Source organism: Kutzneria sp. NPDC052558 (genome assembly GCF_044547355.1).
Taxonomy (GTDB): Bacteria; Actinomycetota; Actinomycetes; order Mycobacteriales; family Pseudonocardiaceae; genus Kutzneria.
The window spans coordinates 94,490-113,148 of record NZ_JBIUAG010000006.1; the positions used below are offsets into that span (position 1 = coordinate 94,490).

General features: G+C 70.8%; 14 protein-coding genes. 6 read left to right on the plus strand and 8 right to left on the minus strand.

What is annotated here, in order from left to right:
• Positions 1 to 3 precede the first annotated feature (3 nt).
• Positions 4 to 1,311 carry a purine-cytosine permease family protein gene (locus ACIG5F_RS13165; protein WP_396517863.1) on the minus strand — a complete coding sequence of 436 codons (1,308 nt, stop codon included), beginning with the start codon at positions 1,309 to 1,311 and terminating at the stop codon, positions 4 to 6.
• A gap of 176 nt (positions 1,312 to 1,487) precedes the next feature.
• On the opposite strand from ACIG5F_RS13165, the gene ACIG5F_RS13170 reads away from it, so the two are divergent.
• Positions 1,488 to 2,099 carry a GGDEF domain-containing protein gene (locus tag ACIG5F_RS13170; protein WP_396517864.1) on the plus strand — a complete coding sequence of 204 codons (612 nt, stop codon included), beginning with the start codon at positions 1,488 to 1,490 and terminating at the stop codon, positions 2,097 to 2,099.
• Positions 2,100 to 2,230: 131 nt separating this feature from the next.
• Here ACIG5F_RS13170 and ACIG5F_RS13175 read toward each other — a convergent pair whose 3' ends face one another.
• Both ACIG5F_RS13175 and ACIG5F_RS13180 read right to left on the minus strand, forming a co-directional pair.
• Positions 2,231 to 2,521, minus strand: coding sequence for a hypothetical protein (locus ACIG5F_RS13175; protein ID WP_396517865.1), 291 nt, complete (start codon positions 2,519 to 2,521; stop codon positions 2,231 to 2,233).
• A 104-nt stretch (positions 2,522 to 2,625) separates the two neighbouring features.
• Positions 2,626 to 5,436, minus strand: a complete 2,811-nt coding sequence (locus ACIG5F_RS13180) for an AAA family ATPase (RefSeq protein ID WP_396517866.1) — start codon at positions 5,434 to 5,436, stop codon at positions 2,626 to 2,628.
• Positions 5,437 to 6,122: 686 nt separating this feature from the next.
• Here ACIG5F_RS13180 and ACIG5F_RS13185 point away from each other — a divergent pair.
• Complete coding sequence (locus ACIG5F_RS13185; protein ID WP_396517867.1) at positions 6,123 to 6,698, plus strand: TetR/AcrR family transcriptional regulator; 576 nt, start codon at positions 6,123 to 6,125, stop codon at positions 6,696 to 6,698.
• 146 nt (positions 6,699 to 6,844) lie between these two features.
• Positions 6,845 to 7,849: a 3-oxoacyl-ACP synthase III family protein gene (locus ACIG5F_RS13190; RefSeq protein WP_396517868.1), complete on the plus strand. Its 1,005-nt coding sequence runs from the start codon at positions 6,845 to 6,847 to the stop codon at positions 7,847 to 7,849.
• A 70-nt stretch (positions 7,850 to 7,919) separates the two neighbouring features.
• Here ACIG5F_RS13190 and ACIG5F_RS13195 read toward each other — a convergent pair whose 3' ends face one another.
• The 3 genes from ACIG5F_RS13195 to ACIG5F_RS13205 form a co-directional block, all read right to left on the minus strand.
• On the minus strand, positions 7,920 to 9,524 hold the full coding sequence (locus tag ACIG5F_RS13195; RefSeq protein WP_396517869.1) for a beta-N-acetylhexosaminidase: 1,605 nt from the start codon (positions 9,522 to 9,524) through the stop codon (positions 7,920 to 7,922).
• A gap of 4 nt (positions 9,525 to 9,528) precedes the next feature.
• On the minus strand, positions 9,529 to 11,352 hold the full coding sequence (locus ACIG5F_RS13200; RefSeq protein WP_396517870.1) for an ABC transporter ATP-binding protein: 1,824 nt from the start codon (positions 11,350 to 11,352) through the stop codon (positions 9,529 to 9,531).
• A 296-nt stretch (positions 11,353 to 11,648) separates the two neighbouring features.
• On the minus strand, positions 11,649 to 12,401 hold the full coding sequence (locus ACIG5F_RS13205) for an NAD-dependent epimerase/dehydratase family protein (protein ID WP_396517871.1): 753 nt from the start codon (positions 12,399 to 12,401) through the stop codon (positions 11,649 to 11,651).
• Positions 12,402 to 12,700: 299 nt separating this feature from the next.
• Between ACIG5F_RS13205 and ACIG5F_RS13210 the strand changes: the two genes are divergently transcribed.
• The 3 genes from ACIG5F_RS13210 (at position 12,701) to ACIG5F_RS13220 (ending at position 16,332) form a co-directional block, all read left to right on the plus strand.
• The gene (locus ACIG5F_RS13210; protein WP_396517872.1) at positions 12,701 to 13,906 is read left to right on the plus strand and encodes a macrolide family glycosyltransferase; all 1,206 of its coding nucleotides are present in this window, start codon (positions 12,701 to 12,703) and stop codon (positions 13,904 to 13,906) included.
• Positions 13,903 to 15,012, plus strand: coding sequence for a DegT/DnrJ/EryC1/StrS family aminotransferase (locus ACIG5F_RS13215; RefSeq protein WP_396517873.1), 1,110 nt, complete (start codon positions 13,903 to 13,905; stop codon positions 15,010 to 15,012). Before ACIG5F_RS13210 ends, ACIG5F_RS13215 begins: the two co-directional genes overlap by 4 nt.
• 72 nt (positions 15,013 to 15,084) lie before the next feature.
• Positions 15,085 to 16,332: an activator-dependent family glycosyltransferase gene (locus ACIG5F_RS13220; RefSeq protein WP_396517875.1), complete on the plus strand. Its 1,248-nt coding sequence runs from the start codon at positions 15,085 to 15,087 to the stop codon at positions 16,330 to 16,332.
• A 57-nt stretch (positions 16,333 to 16,389) separates the two neighbouring features.
• Here the strand turns inward: ACIG5F_RS13220 and ACIG5F_RS13225 are convergent, their stop codons facing one another.
• Both ACIG5F_RS13225 and ACIG5F_RS13230 read right to left on the minus strand, forming a co-directional pair.
• Positions 16,390 to 17,799, minus strand: coding sequence for an NDP-hexose 2,3-dehydratase family protein (locus ACIG5F_RS13225; protein WP_396517876.1), 1,410 nt, complete (start codon positions 17,797 to 17,799; stop codon positions 16,390 to 16,392).
• 160 nt (positions 17,800 to 17,959) lie between these two features.
• Positions 17,960 to 18,553 carry a dTDP-4-dehydrorhamnose 3,5-epimerase family protein gene (locus ACIG5F_RS13230; protein ID WP_396517877.1) on the minus strand — a complete coding sequence of 198 codons (594 nt, stop codon included), beginning with the start codon at positions 18,551 to 18,553 and terminating at the stop codon, positions 17,960 to 17,962.
• Between the last annotated feature and the right edge of the window lie 106 nt (positions 18,554 to 18,659).

Genomic DNA, 18,659 nt, shown 5'->3' on the forward strand with positions numbered 1-18,659 from the left:
AGCCTACTGAACCACACTTTGTTGTGCTGGCAACGGTTCCGTGAGATGCGTGCCGTAGCCGCGCAACAGGCCCAGCCGGCCGGCCAGCACGTACAGCAGGAAGCCCGCGATCAGCGCGTTGACGCTGGGCAGGCCGATCGTGACGAACCGGCCGGCCAGCGAGGCCACCAGCCAGATGACCAGCGTGGCCGGCACCCAGGTCGGCGAGGTCGCCGGCAGCGCGCCGGCGGCCAGCTGCCCGCGCCATCGTTTGACCACGAAGTACTCGGCCACCATGATCGCCGGGATCGGCGGGAAGGCCACCGCCAGCAGGGACAGGAACCCGGTGTAGCCGGACAGGATGCCGACCGCGCCGAGCACGCTGCCCAGCACGCCCAGCACCACCGACAGCCGGGCCCGGTGGACGGTGCGCCCGAACACCGTGGACAGGAAGTTGGCCAGTCCCAACGAGGACACGTACAGGTTCCAGTCGTTGACCTTGAGCGCGGCCGCCACGATCACGATCATGCCGATCAGGCCGGTGGACGAGGTGACGATGGCCGACACGTCGCTGCTGCGCACGGCGTGGGCCAGCAGCACGCCCACCGAGCCGATCACCCACTCCCCCAGCGTGATGCCCAGGACGGTCTGCTTGACCACGTCGGCGGCCGAGCGGTTGAAGCGGGTCATGTCCGGGGTGATCACCGCGCCGACCATGAACTGGCCGGCCACCAGCGTGACCGCCTGCACCAGCGTCAGCTGCGGGCCCGGCGGCGCGTCGGTCAGCAGCGTGCCCAGGTCGTGCCGGCCGAGCTCGGTGATCACGGAGACGCCGGCCAGGATCAGGAACGCCGGCACGGTCAGGTAGGCGGTCCAGGCCATCCAGCGGAAGCCGTAGCTGACGATCAGCGTGACCAGCAGGCCGAACAGCAGCGACCAGGCCCAGACCGGGAGCAGGCCCAGCAGCCGGGCCAGGCTGCTGCCGGCCAGCTGCGACTGCACGCCGAACCAGCCGGTGGCCGACAGGCCGATGACCAGGCCGACCACCGCCGCGCCGCCGCGGCCGAAGCCGGTCCAGCGGGCCAGCACCGAGGTCGACAGACCCTCACGTTGGCCGATGACGCCGACCGCGATGGCCACCAGCTCCAGCAGCACCGCGCCGAGCGTGAAGGCCAGGAAGGCCTGCCAGAACGGCAGCCCGAAGCCCAGGGTGGCGCCGAGCAGGAACTGGCTGAGGCCGGAGATCTGGCCGAAGCGCTGGGTGGCCACCGACAGCCAGGGGTATCGCGCCGACGCCGGCACACGCGAGAGGGCGAAATCGTCGGAAACCATCTCCGGTCCTTCCACAGGGGAGGTCGGATGCTACTCAGCGTGGCGGGCCCGGCCCATGTGCGCTTGGCCTGATCGGGCCGGCCCGGGTGTGCAATCCGCACGTGGACTGCTCCACGCTCGGCTGGCTACCGTCTGTCAGCAAGCCCGTACACCTCGTCGCTGGGAAGTGAAGGACCGTGCTATTCGGCCTGGACCGCCGGCTCCGTGCCCGCCGCGCCGCCCGCGAGTGCTCGCAGGCGGTGTGTCCGACCTGCGGCCGGCCGCTGATCCACGACGGTCTGGACTGGCTGACCGGCCTCTACAACCGGGGCGCCTGGGATCACCACGCCACCCGGCTGCTGGCCGAGGAGAGCGGTCCGGTGGCGCTGCTCATCGCCGACGTGGACAAGCTGAAGTGGATCAACGACGTGCACGGTCACCTGGCCGGCGACGAGGCGCTGCGCCGGTTCTCCACCGTGCTGCGGTCGGTGACGCGCGGCCGTGACCTGCTGGCCCGCTACGGCGGCGACGAGTTCCTGGCCCTGCTGCCCGGTTCCGACGCCGACGCCGCCCTCGACGTGGCGCAGCGGATCAACACCGAGCTGAGCGGCACTCGGCTGGACACGGTCAGCGCCCGCGACGGGCAGGTCGCCCTGACCGGGCTGAGCGCCTCGGTCGGGGTCGCCACCCGGGACGCGGGCAGCGACCTGGAGCCCATGCTGATGGCCGCCGACGCCGCCCTGCTGGCGGCCAAGCGCGGCGGTCGGGGACGCAGCTGCCTGAGCGGGACCTCCCCGCTGCGGCGGTGATCGGAGCGTCATGAAGGGCCCCATACTGGCGTTGAACGTCATGATGGGGCCCTTCATGACGTTGAACGAGAGGATCGGTCCCTTGATCTTGGGGGCTGGGGGGCTGGGGGCGAGCGGTGTGGCGGGGGGGCTCAGAGCTCGGCGTGGTGGGGGCCGAGGCGGTGGCCGCCGACGCCCTCGTCGTCGGCGCCGTGCCAGATCACCGGATCGTAGGGCTCGTCGGTGATGTAGACGACGTTGCGCTCCCTGGGCCGGGCGCGGTCCAGTGTGGACAGTTCGGCGGCGTCGATCTCCAGCCGCTCGAAGGAATTGGCCAGCCGGCCGACGGCCGCGCCGCCGCCGTGCGTCCGGTGCAGCGCGTCGATGCAGCGGCGCAGCTGGCCTATCGCCCGGTTCAGGTCGTGAAAGTTCCTGGCGGACAAGGCAAACCTCCCGTTGTCGATCCCATCTGGCGGCGCGGGCAGGATGGCACGGATATCCGGTCAGGCCGGCGGGCGTGAGACCGAATCTAGTGCTACACCCAGGTTCAGGCGCTGGTGGCGATATCGGACTGGAGGCTGACCGACAGCTCGCTGCGCCGGTTCACGTTGAGCTTGCGGTACACCCTGGTCAGGTGCTGTTCGACGGTGCTCACGGTGATGTAGAGCCGGGCGGCGATCTCCCGGTTGGTGTAGCCGATCGCGGCCAGTTTGGCCACCCGCCGTTCGGCCCGGCTCAGCGCCTGGGCGGACTCGGCCCGCGGCGTGGATCCGGCCATCGGGCCGGCCACGGTGGAGTGCTTCATCAGCTGCTGGCACAGGGCCTCGGCCTGGCAGCTCTTGGCGATCAGCCAGGCCCGGCGGACCGTGGTCCACGCCTTGTCCTGCTCCCCCGACGCCCCCTGGGCGATGCTCAGCTCGGCCAGCGCCTGGGCCATGGACAGCCGGTCCCCGGCGGCCTCCAGGTCGTCGACGGCCAGTTGCAGCAGCGCGGGCCGCAGCTCCAGCTCGCTGACCGCCGCCTTGACCCGCAGCGCCTTGCCCCGGGCCCGCGAGCTGGCCGCGCCGGCGATGGCCAGTTCCTTGTCCACCAAGGCTCTGGCCTGGGTGGTGTGGCCTAACTCGAGTAACGCCGAGGCCGCGCTGCTGCGCCACGGCACGACCGTGGGCCGGTCCATGTTCCACTGCCGGATCAGGTCGCCGGCGGCCAGGAAGTCGGCAAGGGCGGCCCGGGCGTGGCCGGACTCCAGGTGGAAGTGGCCCCGCGCGTGCAGGTAGTGCAGCCCGTGCCGGGTCTTGAGCACCGCCTGCCCCAGCGGCCGGGCCACGTACTCGGCCGCCTCGGTCATGTTGCCCATCGCGACCGCGGAGCAGATCAGCACGGCCAGCATGGAGCCGATGCCCACACCGCCGCCGTAGGGCGCGGAGTACGCCGCGAAGGCGGCCTTGGCACACCGCACGGCCAGCGGCAGGTCGCCCTGGCGGACGGCGACCAGCGCGCGCACCTCGCTCATCCGGGTGTGCCAGCCGGGGGCCCGGCGGTCGTGGGCCTCCTTGAGCAGCGTGTCGCACCACGGAACCGCCTTGTCCAGCCGGTCGGCGTAGACCAGGGCGAGCACCGCCGACTTGAGCGGGACCACCGTGGTGGCGGTCAGCCGCGTGCTCTGCAACACCTGCTCGGCGTCGGCCAGCGTCTCGTCGTCCACGCCGCGGGTGAGCACGGTGGCCAGCGCCGACGCGGCCTGCAGCCGCGGCTCGGCCACCGCCCCCGACACCACCGGCGCGGCCAGCAGCGCGGTCCGGACCTCCTGGTTGAGCGTGGGGAACGAGGCGGAGACGGTCAGCGCGATGATCCGCCGCTCGATGGCCGTGCGCAGGCTGGTCGAGTTCGCGGACGCCATCACCTCGATCATGTGCAGGGCGTCGTCGGTCCGCCCGTGCCACAACAGGTTGTGCACCAGCTCGGTGGCGTCGCGCTCGGCCAGCTCGCCGGCCCGCATGGCCGCGACCAGCCGGTCCAGGTGGCGGACGCCGGCGGTCGGGTTGACCTGCCACTCCATGCCGGCCAGCATCGTGACGATCTTGCCGCGACGGCGCTCGTCCGGGCAGCAGGCCACGGCCAGTTGCAGGCACTGGGTGGCGAAGCTGACGCGGTCGCCGGCCGAGGCCAGCTCGGCCGCCTCGACGAGCACGCCGACGCTCCACGGGTAGTCGCCGCGCCGGGCGGCGACCAGGTGCTCGGCCACCGGGATCGCCTGCGCGCCGGCGTCCAGCAGCAACTGGGCGGCGCGGTGGTGCAGGTCCTCGAACTCGGTGGTGTCCATGGCGGTGAGCAGGGCCGTGGCCACCGACTCGTGGCGGAAGGCCACCCCGTCCAGCACGCCGGCGTCGCCCAGCAGCTCGACGATCGCCGAGACCCGGTCGCCGTCCTCGTCGAGCAGATCGGCCAGCAGCCCGACCGAGGCATGCTCGCCGAGCACCGCGATGCCGCGGCCGACCGGCAGGGCCAGTTCGTCCGACCGGCGCAGGCAATTGGCCACCGCGTCGGTGTACGAGCGGCCGACCGTCAGCCGTCCGCCCGAGCCGGCGGCCACGCCGTAGTCGACCAGCAGGGCCCGCAGCAGCAAGGGATTGCCGCCGGAGACGGCGGCGGCCGGGCCGGCCAGCCGGCGGGCCACGGACGTGGACAGGCTGCCGGACAACACTTCCTGCACGCCGGCCAACGCCAGCGCCCGCAGCCAGAGCCGTTGGTACCTCGGATGGCGCAGCAGCTCGCCGAACAGAGCAGTGTTCGGGCCCAGCTGGTGCTGGGCGGCGAACACGAACACCACTCGCTCCTGGTAGGTGGCGCGGACCAGATCGGTCAGGCACAGCAGCGAAGCGGCGTCGGCGTCCTGCACGTCGTCGACGACGACGATCACCGGGGTGTCGCGGGTCAGCTTGGCCACCGCGGTCCGCACCGCGGCCATCACCCGGGTGCTCAGGCGGCTCATCTCGGCGTCGTCGCCGTCCAGCGTCAGCGCCCACTCGACCGCGTCGTTGACGAGTTCGACGATTTCGACGGCACGGTCCCGAATCGCCGCATTGTCCAGAAGTTGGCGCAACACGGCGAAGGGCAGCGCGTGCGGCGCCGCCGTCGCGGTCAGCGTGACCGCGTCGTCGGCGACCATGTTCTCGACGAAGTGGTTGACCAGCTCGGTCTTGCCGGTGGCGACCGGACCCGTGACGAGGACAGCGCTTCCCCGGCCCTGGGCGCACGTGGTGAGCACGCTCTCCAGCGCGGCCAGCTCGGCCGTCCGCTCGGCCAGGCCCGATGAGTTCGGCTCGTGCGGCTTGACCAGCTTGAGCTCAGGCTCCATCGTCACTGCCCTTCACAGCTATGACGCAAGGCACTTCGCTTCCCGGCGGCGAAGACGGACGCGCCCCTACGCCCCGACCGCCCGCAAGCGCGTGTCGCTTTCCCCAGTAAGTCCACAGCGTGATCCACGTCGAATGTAGCCACTGGATAGCGGCCTTCGTCAACATCAGGGACCATGAGGGCCCTTCCGCTACCCGTTCGACCAGACACGGTCACGCGGTGTCCCACCAGGACTCCTTGCGGACAAGGGGATTTTCGGGCAACGTCTGAGGGCCGGGGGAGCTTCGGCGGCCGCGTGAGCTTGACGCCGACGGCCGCGATCGCCGTGCGGGCAACATGATCCGGGGCGAGCCCCGGTCATGTTCGGCCGCGCACGTCTTCTACCTCAGGGCGGACGGCCCCGTTGCCGACCGCGCCGCGGCAAGGGATGTCCGCGACGTGTTTCGTGTCCGTACGGACATACGTTGGCACAGCAGGGCTGTCGCGCCGCCACGGCCGAAGTTCTTTGCCGCGTAACGGTCCGTCCGCCTGTCGTCCGCCTGTCCGCAACACCGGGCGGACGCTGCGCCGCCGGCGCCGGGTTTCGGCCATGCGGGAACCTCCTACGACGAGCGGCGACGCCTAGGTACCATGATGGTACATCAATGTCCCATCGCCGAACATCATGCCGTCTACTACAGTGTTCACATGTCCAGTAATGCGACGCAGGAGTCGGCCAGCCGGGCCCGCACCCGCAAGGCGATCATGGACGCCGCGTTCACCGTGCTCGGGCAGCGGCCCAGCGCGTCGCTCAGCGACATCGCCGAGGCCGCCGGCATCGGCCGCAGCACCCTGCACCGCTACTTCCCCGAACGTTCCGAGCTGATCGCCGCGCTGGCCGAGCAGGCCGTGGAGACGATGACCCGGGCCGTCGAGGAGGCCGCGCTGGACACCGGCACCCCAGACCAGGCGCTGCGGCGGGTGATCCGGGCGTACTTCGACTTCAGCCCGGTGCTGATGTTCCTGACCGGCGAGGCCCAGGTGCGCAACCAGGTCATCGCCGGCGTCGAGTCGGCCGACCGGCCGGTGCTGCGGCTGATCGAGCGCGGCCAGCGTGAGGGCTACTTCGCCGCCGACACCCCGGCCACCTGGATCAACCGGGTGCTGGGCTGGCTCGTCTACGCCGGCGTCGAGGCCGTGCGCGAGGACGACGCCCACCGGTACACCGCGGTGGAGCTGGTGATCCGCACGTTCGAACGCGGCGTGCTGGCCGACCCGGACTGAGCGTCAACTCTGGTGATTCACCCCGTCAGCCGGGCTCGACCCGGTCTGCGGCCGCGGGAGCGCGCTTACCCTCTGGCGGCCGACAGCTGAGGACATCCCTGCCGGCACGTCACGCGGCCAGGCCGAACCTCGCTGGAGGAAACACGATGAGCACGCGCCCCATCGGACTGCTGGGCACCGGCTCGTACCTGCCCGAGCGGGTGGTGACGAACGAGGACATCGCCGCCATGACGCCGGACGCCACCCCCGAGTGGATCCTGCGCAAGACCGCGATCCGCAGCCGCCGCTTCGCCGCCGAGCACGAGGCCACCTCCGACCTCGCCGCCGCCGCCGGCCGGGCCGCGCTGGAGCACGCCGGCCTGTCGGCCGACCGGGTCGACTACCTGATCGTGTCCACCTCCACCGGCGACTTCCCGCAGCCCCCCACCGCCAGCGTCGTCCAGCAGCTGCTCGGCGCCCAGAGCGCCGCCTGCCTCGACGTCAACGTCGTGTGCGCCGGTTTCGTCTACGCCCTGGAGCTGGGCCGCAGCCTGGTCGCCACCCACCCCGGCACTCGGGCGCTGGTCATCGCCGCCGACATCTACTCCCGCATCCTCGACTTCACCGACCGCCGCACCTGCGCCCTGTTCGGCGACGGCGCCGGGGCCGCCGTCGTCGGTGAGGTCGCCGAGGACTACGGCATTCTCAACATCGAACTGGCCACCAGCGGCGAACACCAGGATCTGATCAAGGTCCCCGCCGGCGGCAGCCGCGTCCCGCCCACCGCCCGGACCCTCGCCGACGGCGGCCACTTCTTCACCATGCAGGGCCGTGGCGTGCGCGACTTCGTCTTCGACAGCGTGCCGCCCACCCTGCACAAGCTGCTCGCCACCGTCGGTCTCGACACCGACCGCGTGGACGTCTTCGTGCCGCACCAGGCCAACAGCGTCCTGCTCGACGAGCTCGTCGTCCTCTGTGGCCTGACCGGCGCCCACACCGCCAAGACCGTCGAGCAGTACGGAAACGTCGGCAGCGCCTCGGTCCCCGTCGCCCTCGACGCCGCCGTCCGCTCCGGCCGCGTGCGGGACGGCGACATCGTCCTGCTCTCCGCCTTCGGCGGCGGCATGTCCGTCGGCAACGGCGTGCTCCGGTGGTCCGCGGTCAACGGCTGACTCCGCACCGCGAACCGACTGTGCCGCAGCCCCGGCGGGCTGCGGCACAGTCGGTTCATGGCCGGTCGGGCTACCGGGCCGGCCAGGGGATCTGGGGGGAGCGGTAGAAGTGGACGCCGGTCTGGTCCCAGAACGGGGCCTGGGCGGCGAGGCGGGTGCGCAACGAGGTCCAGTCGTGGGTGGCGGGCGGCGACCAGCCGAGTTCGGCGATGGCGGGAAGGCGGGGGAAGACCAGGGAGTCGATCTCGGCCGGGGTGGCGACGTACTCGGTGAACAGGGGGATGTTGACGCCGGCGACGCCGGGGCCGGAGACGCCGTCCTGGGTGGTGTCGGGGTCCCAGTTGTAGGCGTCCTGCACCTCGATGTAGCCGGCCCAGTTGTTGCCGACGCCGGGGGCGGGCTGGTCCACGGAGTACTGCATGTCCATGTACGAGGTCCAGGCCGGGGTCATGATGAGCTTGCCGCCGCGGGCGGGGGCGGCCTTGAGGCCGGCGTCGTCGGGGTCGGGGATCCAGACGTTGATGAGGGTGTCGGCGGGATCGACGGCGGCGGCGGTCTCCTGCCAGCCGACGAGCTTCTTGCCGTACTTGGCGACGATGGCCTGCACGCGGTGGAGGTAGGTGGCGTAGTCGGCGGCGGGGATGCCGGCGGCCTCGTCACCGCCGATGCTGAGGTAGGGGCCAGGGGTGAGCGCGGCGACCTGGCGGATGACGTCGTCGACGAACGTGTAGGTGATGTCCTTGGTCACGCAGGCGTACTCGTGCGGGCTGGCGCCGACGCCCTGGAAGAGCGGGGCGGCCACGCCGTCGCAGTTGAGTTCGGCGTAGGAGGCCAGGGCCGCGTTGAAATGCGCGGGACCCTCGATTTCGGGGATGACGGTGATGTAGCGGGACGAGGCGTAGCGGACGATCCGCTCGTAGTCGGCCTGGGTGTAGTAGCCGGCCCGGACGCCGCCGGCCGACACGCCGCTGCTGCCGCCGATCGAGGTGAGCCGGGGCCAGCCGTTGATCTGCAGGCGCCAGCCCTGGCTGTCGGTCAGGTGCAGCTGAAGATAGTTGATCTTGTAGCGGGCGATCTCGTCGATGTAGCGCTCGACCTCGGCCACGGTGAAGAAGTGCCGGGCCACGTCGAGCAGGGCGCCGCGGTAGGAGTAGCGCGGATAGTCGGTGATCTCGCCGCCGGCCACCGGCCACGGCCCGCGCTGCCAGGACTTGGCCGCGTACTTGGCCGGCAGCAGCTGGAGCAGGGTCTGCACGCCGTCGTGGACACCGTTGGCGCTGTTGGCCTTGATGTGCACGCCGTTGTTGTCGACGGCCAACTGGTAGCCCTCGCTGCCCCACGACGCGTCGCCGCCGCCGACGGTCAGGCTGATGCCGGGCAGCGACACGAACGGCGCCGCCGGCACGACGGGCAACGGGTAGCCGGTGGACGGACGCAACTGCCCGGCCAGCGACTGCGCGATCTGCCGGGTGGCGGAATCGCCCACGCCGTAGGAGATCACCGAGGTGGGCGACAGGTTGTAGCCGACGGCGGCGTTCGGGCGCACGCTGACCGGCGCGGGAACCACCTGCCCCAGCGGGATCGGCGGCGCGGGCGGGGTCGGGGCGGCGGCGGCCGGCACTGCCAGGCCGGCCGCCAGCGCCACCGACAGCACGACAAGTGCTGTTCTACGCACGTTCCTACCTCGCAATCTCGGGCTGCTGCTCGTCGGCCAGGTCGGCCGCGCTCGGGGTGATGGTCTGGATGCGCAGCGCCAGCACCAGCTCGCGGTAGAGCTCGTCGGCGTCGAACAGCTCGGCGTGGGTGCCCCGCGCGCGGCACCTTCCCTTGTCCATCAACACGATCTGGTCCGCATCGATCACTGTGGACAGTCGGTGGGCGATGGTGACCACGGCCCCCTTGGCCGCGATGCGGGAGATGGCCTCCTGCACCGCGGACTCGGTCAGGCCGTCCAGCTGCGCGGTGGCCTCGTCCAGCAGCAGGATCTCCGGGTCGGTGACCAGGGCCCGGGCCAGCGCGATGCGCTGGCGCTCGCCGCCGGAGACGGCGGTGCCGGACACCTTGGAGTCCAGGCCTTCCGGCATGGCGCGCACCCGCTCGTCCATCCGCACGGTGCGCAGCGCCGCCCACAAGGCGTCCTCGTCGGCGTCGGGGTGGGTGTAGCGCAGGTTCTCCCGCATGGTGCCGGGCAGCAGCGGCGCGTCCTGCTCCACGTAGACGATCCGCTTGCGAACGTCCTCGATGGACAGTTGGCTGAACGGCACGCCGTCGAGCGTCAGGTCGCCGCCGTCGGGGTGTAAGAACTTCAGCATCAGCGAGAACATCGTGGTCTTGCCCGCGCCCGAGGGCCCCACGATGGCGGTGTGTCCGGTGCGGGCGATGTCCAGGCTCACGCCGGTCAACACCGGATCGGCGCCGGGGGCGTAGCGGGCGGTGACGTTCTGGAAGGCCAGCACGTGGCTGCCGTTGGCGCCGGCGGACACCGGGGCGTCGACGGCGGGGGTCTCATCGGGCATCTCGGCCGGCAGCGAGGTCACCTGGCGGATCCGGGCCGCGGCCGCGAAGCCGGACTGGAGCTGGCTGACCGTGGTGGTCACCGCGGTGACCGGCTCCGAGATCTGGAAGGCGTAAAGCAGGAAGGCGACCAGGGCGCTCACGGTGAGGTCGCCGGCACCGACCCGCAGCGCGCCCAGCGCGAGCACGACCATGATGGCGAACCGCATGCCGGCGTTGGCCACGGTGATCGTGGTGGCCTCGATCCGGACCGCGCGCACCGCCTCGTCGCGGGATTCGCCGGCCTCGGCCAGGATCCGCTTGCTCTCGCGGTTCTCGGCCCGGCTGGACTTGACGGTGCGGATCGCCCGCAGCGCGCCGTCCAGCGAGCCGCCGAGCCGGCCGATGGCGTCCTGGGCCTGTTGCTGCGCCTGGGCCATCCGCGGCGACAGCACCGCGATGGCCACCGCGACGACGGCGATGACGCCGGCCGTGATCAGCAGCAGCACCCAGTCCAGGGTGGCCATCAGCACCAGGCCGCCGATCAGGGCGATGATGCCGTTGATCAGGTCGACCACGCTGGTGGATGCGGCCTGGCGCAACAGGGTGGTGTCCGAGGTGACACTGGCCACCAGCTCGCCGCTCGGCCGCTTGGTCAGCTCGCCGACCTTGGACCGGAACAGCTGGCGGACCATCTTGGTGCGGGCCTCGTAGACGACCTGCTCGGCCATGGTGCCGAGCAGGATCCACTGGAACACCGCGAACACCGCGCCCAGCACCAGCAGCACCGCGAGCAGGGCCACCGCCATGCCCAGCGCGCTGTTGTCGCCGAGCCCGTCGATCACCCACTTGGTCGCCATCGGGGTGACCAGCGAGGTGACCGTCGTGCCGAAGCCGAACAGGAAGCCCAGCAACAGCTTGCGGCGGTGTGGCCGGATGAACGCCAGCAGGTCGTGCAGGTTCTGCCAGCGCGGGGCCGGTGGACTGGCCGGTGGACTGGGTTGTGCCATCTCGGGTTCTCCTTCAGCGAGTGGCGCGGATGCCATAATGGTACATCAATGTCCCACTTTTAGGATGCGATGTCCCCATGACGGTGTTCACCTGGTCAGCGGGCCGGTAAGGCGATCACGAGCGCCGGGACCGGGCCGCCGCGGGAAGGCGGGACGACGCGGGCCGGCACGGTGGAGACAGTTCAACGCGGTGAAGACAGCCCGGCGCGACGCGGGCCGGGGCCGGACGCGAGAGAGCGGCGTGCGGCCGGCCCGGTGCGAAACGATCACCGGCCACGGCCTGCCCGCCGCCCTCGTCACGACCGGGTCCGCACGACCTCCGGGGTCGGGCCGTCGATGCGCTTGTCGGCCGAGGGGCCGACGTAGCGGTCGAGCAGATCGTCCAGATAGCGCGGCCCGAAGCCGAAGTTGTTCGCGGCCGGCACCAGCTGCCGCATCTTCTCGGTCGAGACGACGGTGGTGTCCGACGGCCGGTCCACCACCTTCCAGTTGGGCTCGACGCCCAGCCGCGACTCGATGCCGCGCACGATGCGCTCGATCGGCTCCGGCACGCCGGAGGCCATGTTGACGATCGTGCGCCGGACGTTGTTGGTCAACAGCGTGTCGATGACCTCCACGGCGTGCCGGACGTCGACCAGGTCCCGGTGCGAGTTGCGGAACACCGTCACCTCGCCCGACTTCACCATCGACACCAGGAACGGCAGCAGCTGGTGCGGCGGCTGCCAGTCCCCGACCAGGTGGCTCAGCCGCAGCACCAGCCAGTCCACTCCGGACACCGCGATGGCCGCCTCGATGGCCAGCTTGTGCCGGCCGTAGATGGTCTGCGGAAAAACCGGGCCTTCCTCGGTTCCCGGCGAGTCCGGGGCACCGTACATGCCGGCCGACGCGGTCGAGAAGTACAGCGCGGTCCGGCCGGTCTCCCGGCAGTCCCGCAGCACCTCGTACACCGCGGCGGCCTCCCGGTCGAACTCCTCGACCGTGCCGTTCACGGTGCTGGAGACGCCGACCGCGATGGCGGTGACATCCGGGAACCTGTCGCCGAACGCCATCGAGAGATGGCGTGCAAGAAACCCGTTACCGACAATCTTCATGCGCGCTCCGCTCCCTGGCATGTGGGTAAACGCGGACGACATGGTTGCCACGCGCGTTGCCGAACCCCACTGGGGTAACAGGACTGATGTAGGAACCTCCCTACAGTCACCGCGGGCCCGGTTCGCCCCGGCCAGGGGCACATCTAGCGATTTCCTCAGTCACCGGCCGACGGCTCTCGGCTCGTGGTTCGCGCGCTGCCAGCATCGGGCCACCGAAACGACAAGACCGCCCGAGCTGCCGAGGGATCGAAGCCCCGATGAACCCCAAACACCTGGCCCTGTTCGGGCTCACGCTGTACGGGCACGTCAAGCCCACGCTGGGGCTGGTCGCCGAGCTCGTGCGGCGCGGTCACCGGGTCACCTACTTCGTGGGCGAGCAGTACGCCGACCTGGTGGCCGAGACCGGCGCGACGGTGGTCGCCCACAAGTCCGGCCTTGACCAGTACCCGATGCCGCTGAGCGCCCGGGACTCCGTGCTGGCCCTGACCGAGGAGAGCTTCACCCCGCTGCCGGCCGCGATGGCGCTGCTGGCGCAGGACCCGCCGGACCTGATCGGCTACGACGTGCTGGTCTCCGACACCGCCCGGATCTGCGCCCGCCGGTTCGGCGTGCCGCTGGTGCCGCTCTACGCCGGTTTCGCCGGCAGCGACACGGTTCCGATCGACCGGCTGACCGAGGCGGCGCGGCCGGACGAGGCCGAGCCGGACATGGCCGACTTCCTGTCGCTTGGCCGTCGCATCGACGAGCTGATCGAGCAGGCCGGCGCGGCCGACCTGGTCGTCGAGCACGACGCGCCGGCGCCGGGCGACGGCGCGCTCAGCGTCGCCTTCGTGCCGAAGGCCTTCCAGTTCCGGGCCGAGGAGTTCGACGACTCGGTCGTGTTCGCCGGCCCCTGTTTCCGGGACAGCGAGTTCACCGGGACCTGGACGCCGGTCGACGACCGGCCGGTGGTGCTGATCTCGTTGGGCACCACCACGAACAAGCGGCCGGAGGTGCTACGGCTGCTGATCAAGGCGGTCGGCGACCTGCCGTGGCGGGTGGTGATGACCATCGGCCGGGACGGCGACCCGAGCGCGCTCGAGCCTCTTCCGTCCACTGTGGAGGTTCACCGCTGGCTGGACCAGCACTCGGTGCTGCGCCACGCCAGCCTGTTCATCAACCAGGGCGGCGTGGGCAGCATCATGCAGAGCCTGCACTGGGGCGTGCCGCTGCTCGTGGTGACCGGAGAAGACGACACCGAGATCGCCGGCCACCAGGTGGTCGGGCTCGGGGTGGGCCGCCAGATCCTGGACCGGGATCTGACGGCGGAAGCGGTGCGGGACGAGGCACTTGCCGTGCTGGCGGACTCCTCGATCGCGGCGAACGCGCGCGCGATGAGCGAGCACGTGCGTCTGCCGGGAGCCGTCGAGGCCGCCGACCGCATGGAAGCACTGATCAACCAACAGGAGGTAGCACGGCGATGACCACCCTCGTCTGGGATTACAAGCAGGAGTACGAGAACGAGCGTGACGACATCCTGGACGCGGTGGACACCGTCTTCCGCTCCGGCCAGCTCGTGTTCGGCCCCAGCGTGCAGGGCTTCGAGGAGGAGTACGCCGCCTACCACGGCGTGAAGCACTGCGTCAGCAACGACAACGGCACCAACGCCATCGTGCTCGGCCTGCGCGCCATCGGCGTCAAGCCGGGCGACGAGGTGATCACGGTGTCCAACACCGCGGCCCCCACCGTGATCGCCATCGACCAGATCGGCGCGATCCCGGTGTTCGTCGACATCAACCCCGACGACTACCTGATGAACACCGACCTCGTCGAGGCGGCCATCACCGAGCGCACCACCTGCATCGTGCCGGTGCACCTGTACGGCCAGTGCGTGAACCTGGAGCCGCTGAAGGCGTTGGCGGCCAAGCACAACCTGACGATCTTCGAGGACTGCGCCCAGTCGCACGGCGCCAGGCAGAACGGCGTGCTGGCCGGCACCACCGGCAAGGCGGCGGCGTTCTCCTTCTATCCCACCAAGGTGCTGGGCGCCTACGGCGACGGCGGCGCGACCATCACCAACGACGACGAGGTCGCCGCCAGCCTGCGCCGGATCCGCTACTACGGCATGGAGAAGCAGTACTACGTCGTCGAGACCCCCGGCCACAACAGCCGGCTCGACGCGGTGCACGCGGAGATCCTGCGCCGCAAGCTGACCCGCTTCGACGGCTACCTGGCCGCCCGCCGCGCGGTGGCCGACCGCTACTACGAGGGGCTGGCCGACACCGACCTGGTGCTGCCGAAGATCACCGAGGGCAACGACCACGTCTACTACCTCTACGTGGTCCGCCACCCCAAGCGCGAGCAGATCCTGGAGCGCCTGCTGGGCTACGACATCCAGCTCAACGTCAGCTACCGCTGGCCGTGCCACACCATGACCGGCTTCGCCAAGCTGGGCTACGAGAAGGGCTCGCTGCCGGTCACCGAGAAGCTGGCCGACGAGATCTTCTCGCTGCCGATGTACGCCTCGCTGGACGAGGGCACCCAGGACAAGGTCATCAGCGCCCTGCGCGAGGTCCTGCGCACCCTCTGACCGGTCGACCCCGCCGAGGTCGGCCCGACCGGTGTGTCGGGCCGACCTCTTTCTCGTGTAAGGAGGAACGGCGTGCGGGTTCTGTTCGTCGTGCTGTCGGAGAACTCCCACCTGTACGTGCAGGTCCCGCTGGCGTGGGCGATGACCACGGCGGGACACGAGGTCCGGGTCGCCAGCAACCCCGGCATGGGGACGGCGATCAGCCGGACCGGGCTGACCGCGGTCGGCGTCGGCCAGGACCACGACCTGGCCGACACGGTGCGCCGGCTGCAGCGCGAAGGCGTGTTCGACACCGAGATGTCCAACTGGTCGCGGGCGCTGCCGCACCAGACCGACTGGGACGAGGCACTGTCCAAATGGGACGCCATGCGGATGGCGTGGGACATCTACTCCAGCGAGGGCTTCGTCGCCGACCTGGTCGACTACTGCCGCGACTGGCGGCCGGACCTGATCGTCTGGGACCAGCTGAGCATCGCCGGCGCGATCGCCGGCCACGTGCTGGGCATCCCGCACACCCGGCTGGTGTGGGCGGTTGACGTCTACGACACCATGCGGACCACTTTCCTGACGCTGCAAGGGGAAAGCCCGGACCGGGCCGACATCGACCCGCTGCGGGACTGGCTGGCCCAGGCCGTCGGCCGCTACGGGCGCGAGTACCACGAGGAGCTGGTCACCGGGCAGTGGAGCACCGACCTGGTGCCGGCCAGCCTGCAACTTCCCCTGGCCTCGCACCGGGAAGCGGTGCGGTTCACGCCCTTCCACGGCCCGTCGATCGCCCCGGCCTGGGCGGCGCGCCGGCCCGAGCGGCCCCGGGTGCTGCTCACCACCGGCCTGTCCTACCGCGGCGACTCGCTGTACCTGCCGGTGCGGGACATCATGGCCGCCCTTGGCGATCTCGACGCGGAGATCATCGCCACGCTGGACCCGAACGAGGTCGACCCGTCGAGCGTGCCCTCGAACACCAGGCTGGTCGGCTTCGTGCCGCTCAACGCCGTGCTGCCCGAGTGTTCGGCGGTCATCCACCACGTCGGCACCGGCACCCGGATGACCTCGGCGCTGCACGGCGTGCCGCAGTACATGCTGCCCAACAAGGACAGCGACCTGTTCGCGTTCGCGGAGGCGATGGAGAGCGTCAAGGCCGGGCTCTACACCCACTCCACCACCGCGACCGCCGAGCAGATCCGGGACGGCGTGCACCGGCTGCTGACCGAGCCGGCCTTCGCCGACGGCGCGGGTCGGCTGCGGCAGGAGATGCTGGACACGCCCAGCCCCAACGACTCCGTGCTCACGCTGCTGCGGCTGGCCGAGCAACACCGCTGAGCCACAACACAAAGGTGCCGCCCCGGCATGGGGGCGGCACCTTTGTCGTGGGGAGACTCAGGCGAAGACGGCCTGCTTGCTCAACAGGCTGTGCAGGCAGGCGATCAGGCTGCGGGCCTGGATGTTGACGTAGTGGCTGTGCCGCAACAGCTCTCCCAGCTGCGACAGCGTCATCCACCGGTAGTCGGGGTACTGCTGGACCGGCACGTCGCGGTCGGTCTCGACGACCAGGTACCGGTTGCGGGCGTGGTAGAACCGGCCCCCCTCCTCGGACAGCACCGTGTCGTAACGGATCTGGTCCGGGCCGGCGGCCTGCACCTCGTCCAGGAACGGCGGCCGGGCGGCCGGCGTGAGGTGGTCGTAGTTCTCCGGGGTGCACTGCACCGTCGGGCCCAGCTCGATCACGTCCAGGTAGCCGGCCTCGACCCGGGCGTGCATGAGGACGTGCAGCACGCCGTCGATCCGCTTGACCAGCACGGCGACCAGCCCGACGCCCAGCGGCTCGATCATCGGCTGCATCCACTGCCCGACCTCGCGGCCGCCGGCCCGCACGTCCACCCCGATGACCCGGAAGAACGCGCCGGTCTCGTGCCAGATGGCCTCCTGGTTGCGCCGCCAGTTGCGGACCTGGTCCAGCGGGATCATGGCCGCCTGCACGTCGTCGTACTGGGTGCGCACGTCGGTGATCCAGGCCAGGATGTCGCCCATGCTGTGCCGGCTGCCCCGGCCGCCCGCGCAGGAGCGGATCAGCGCGGCCCGGAAGTCGTCGGCGCCGGCGGCGGCCCCGGTCGGCTGCGCGCCGGCGAAAGGCAGGCAGGCCAACACGGTCCGGGCGTCCATGTTGATCAGGTCCTCGACCTGGAGCAGCTCGTGCACCTGGCCGATGGTCAGCCACACGAAGCCCTCGAGCACCTCGACCGGCTCGAACACCTCGATGATCATGTTGCGGTTGCGCTTGCGGTGGAACCACGCGCCCTGCTCGGACTGCCGAACGTCGGCGATCATCCGATGTGGACGGTCGCGGTCCCGGAAGTACTCGATGTAGGGCACGGTCTTGCCCTTGTGCACCCCGGTGTAGTTGCTGCGGGTGGCCTGCACGGTCGGCGAGAGCTGCACCCCGTTGGCGTTGCCCGGCTCGACCTTGGCCTGCATCAGGCAGTGCAGCACCCCGTCGAACTCCGTGACCAGGATGCCCAGGATGCCGACCTCGGGCTGGTTGATGATCGGCTGGGTCCAGGCCGGCACCGCCGCGCCGGGCAGCCGCACCTGAAGGCCCTGCACGGTGAAGAACTTGCCGCTGTGGTGGCCGATGTTGCCGGTGGCCGGGTCGGTCCGCCAGCCGGCCAGGTCCTCCAGCGGCACCCGGGCGACGTCGGTGTAGTTCTGCTTGCCGCACTCGTCGTACCACTGGTCGAACTCGGCGAGCCCCCCGACCGACTGCGCCGACTCGACGGTTCGGACGTGCATCTCAGGATCGCTCGCCGATCCGCTCAACCCTGGAGCCATGGCGCCATCCGTCATGGGAGACTCCTCTTGCGGTGGGATCTGATCGCGGCCACGGTAGGCAGCGCCGCGGTGTCCACAGCGGATCGGCCGGCCGGTTCTGGTGGTACCACCAGAACATCGGTCAGGGCATGGGGAAATGCCGTTGGCAGTACTCGTAATCCGGCAGCAGACCCTGGGCAAGCGCCTCGGCCAGGGTCGGCGCCACGGTGTCGCGCTCGGAGCGCAGCGGCTGGATGTCCTCGGGCACCGGCAGGCCGACCGCCGGGTCCAGCGGGTTGACCGACAGCTCCTCGGCCGGCACGTAGATCGCCGAGCACAGGTAGGACATGATGGTGTCGTCGGCCATCGAGATGAACGCGTGGCCCAGGCCCGGGGCCAGGTACACCGCGCGCACCGAGACCTCGTCCAGCTCGACGACGTCCCACCGGCCGAAGGTCGGCGAGCCGGCCCGGGTGTCGACCACGAAGTCCAGCGCCCGGCCGCGGGCGCAGTGGATGTACTTGGCGCAGCCGGGCGGGGTGGTGGTGAAGTGGATGCCCCGCATCACGCCGCGGTGCGAGGTGCTGTGGATCGTCCGGGCCAGCTGGAAGGGCGCCCCCACGGCCTCGGAGAAGGCCGGCTCCTGCAACGGCGATGCGAACAGACCCCGTTTGTCGGGAAAGACCGTCGGCGTGAACTCGATGGCGCCGTCGATCGCGAGTTTGCGTGCCTTCATGGCGCGGACGGTAGCCAGGCCGGCGCCCGGTCCCGGCCCGAGCACGGCCGAGTGTGAGGGTTTTGCCAGTTCCCCCCTGGTAACCGGCATGGCCGGGCCCGACGCC

What these genes read in the sequence shown, in the direction of transcription:
- ACIG5F_RS13165 (WP_396517863.1), bottom strand. Translation starts at nt 1,311, where the DNA reads ATGGTTTCCGACGATTTCGCCCTCTCGCGTGTGCCGGCGTCGGCGCGA.
- ACIG5F_RS13180 (WP_396517866.1), bottom strand. Translation starts at nt 5,436, where the DNA reads ATGGAGCCTGAGCTCAAGCTGGTCAAGCCGCACGAGCCGAACTCATCG.
- ACIG5F_RS13185 (WP_396517867.1), top strand. Translation starts at nt 6,123, where the DNA reads ATGTCCAGTAATGCGACGCAGGAGTCGGCCAGCCGGGCCCGCACCCGC.
- ACIG5F_RS13190 (WP_396517868.1), top strand. Translation starts at nt 6,845, where the DNA reads ATGAGCACGCGCCCCATCGGACTGCTGGGCACCGGCTCGTACCTGCCC.
- ACIG5F_RS13200 (WP_396517870.1), bottom strand. Translation starts at nt 11,352, where the DNA reads ATGGCACAACCCAGTCCACCGGCCAGTCCACCGGCCCCGCGCTGGCAG.
- ACIG5F_RS13205 (WP_396517871.1), bottom strand. Translation starts at nt 12,401, where the DNA reads ATGGCGTTCGGCGACAGGTTCCCGGATGTCACCGCCATCGCGGTCGGC.
- ACIG5F_RS13210 (WP_396517872.1), top strand. Translation starts at nt 12,701, where the DNA reads ATGAACCCCAAACACCTGGCCCTGTTCGGGCTCACGCTGTACGGGCAC.
- ACIG5F_RS13215 (WP_396517873.1), top strand. Translation starts at nt 13,903, where the DNA reads ATGACCACCCTCGTCTGGGATTACAAGCAGGAGTACGAGAACGAGCGT.
- ACIG5F_RS13225 (WP_396517876.1), bottom strand. Translation starts at nt 17,799, where the DNA reads ATGCACGTCCGAACCGTCGAGTCGGCGCAGTCGGTCGGGGGGCTCGCC.
- ACIG5F_RS13230 (WP_396517877.1), bottom strand. Translation starts at nt 18,553, where the DNA reads ATGAAGGCACGCAAACTCGCGATCGACGGCGCCATCGAGTTCACGCCG.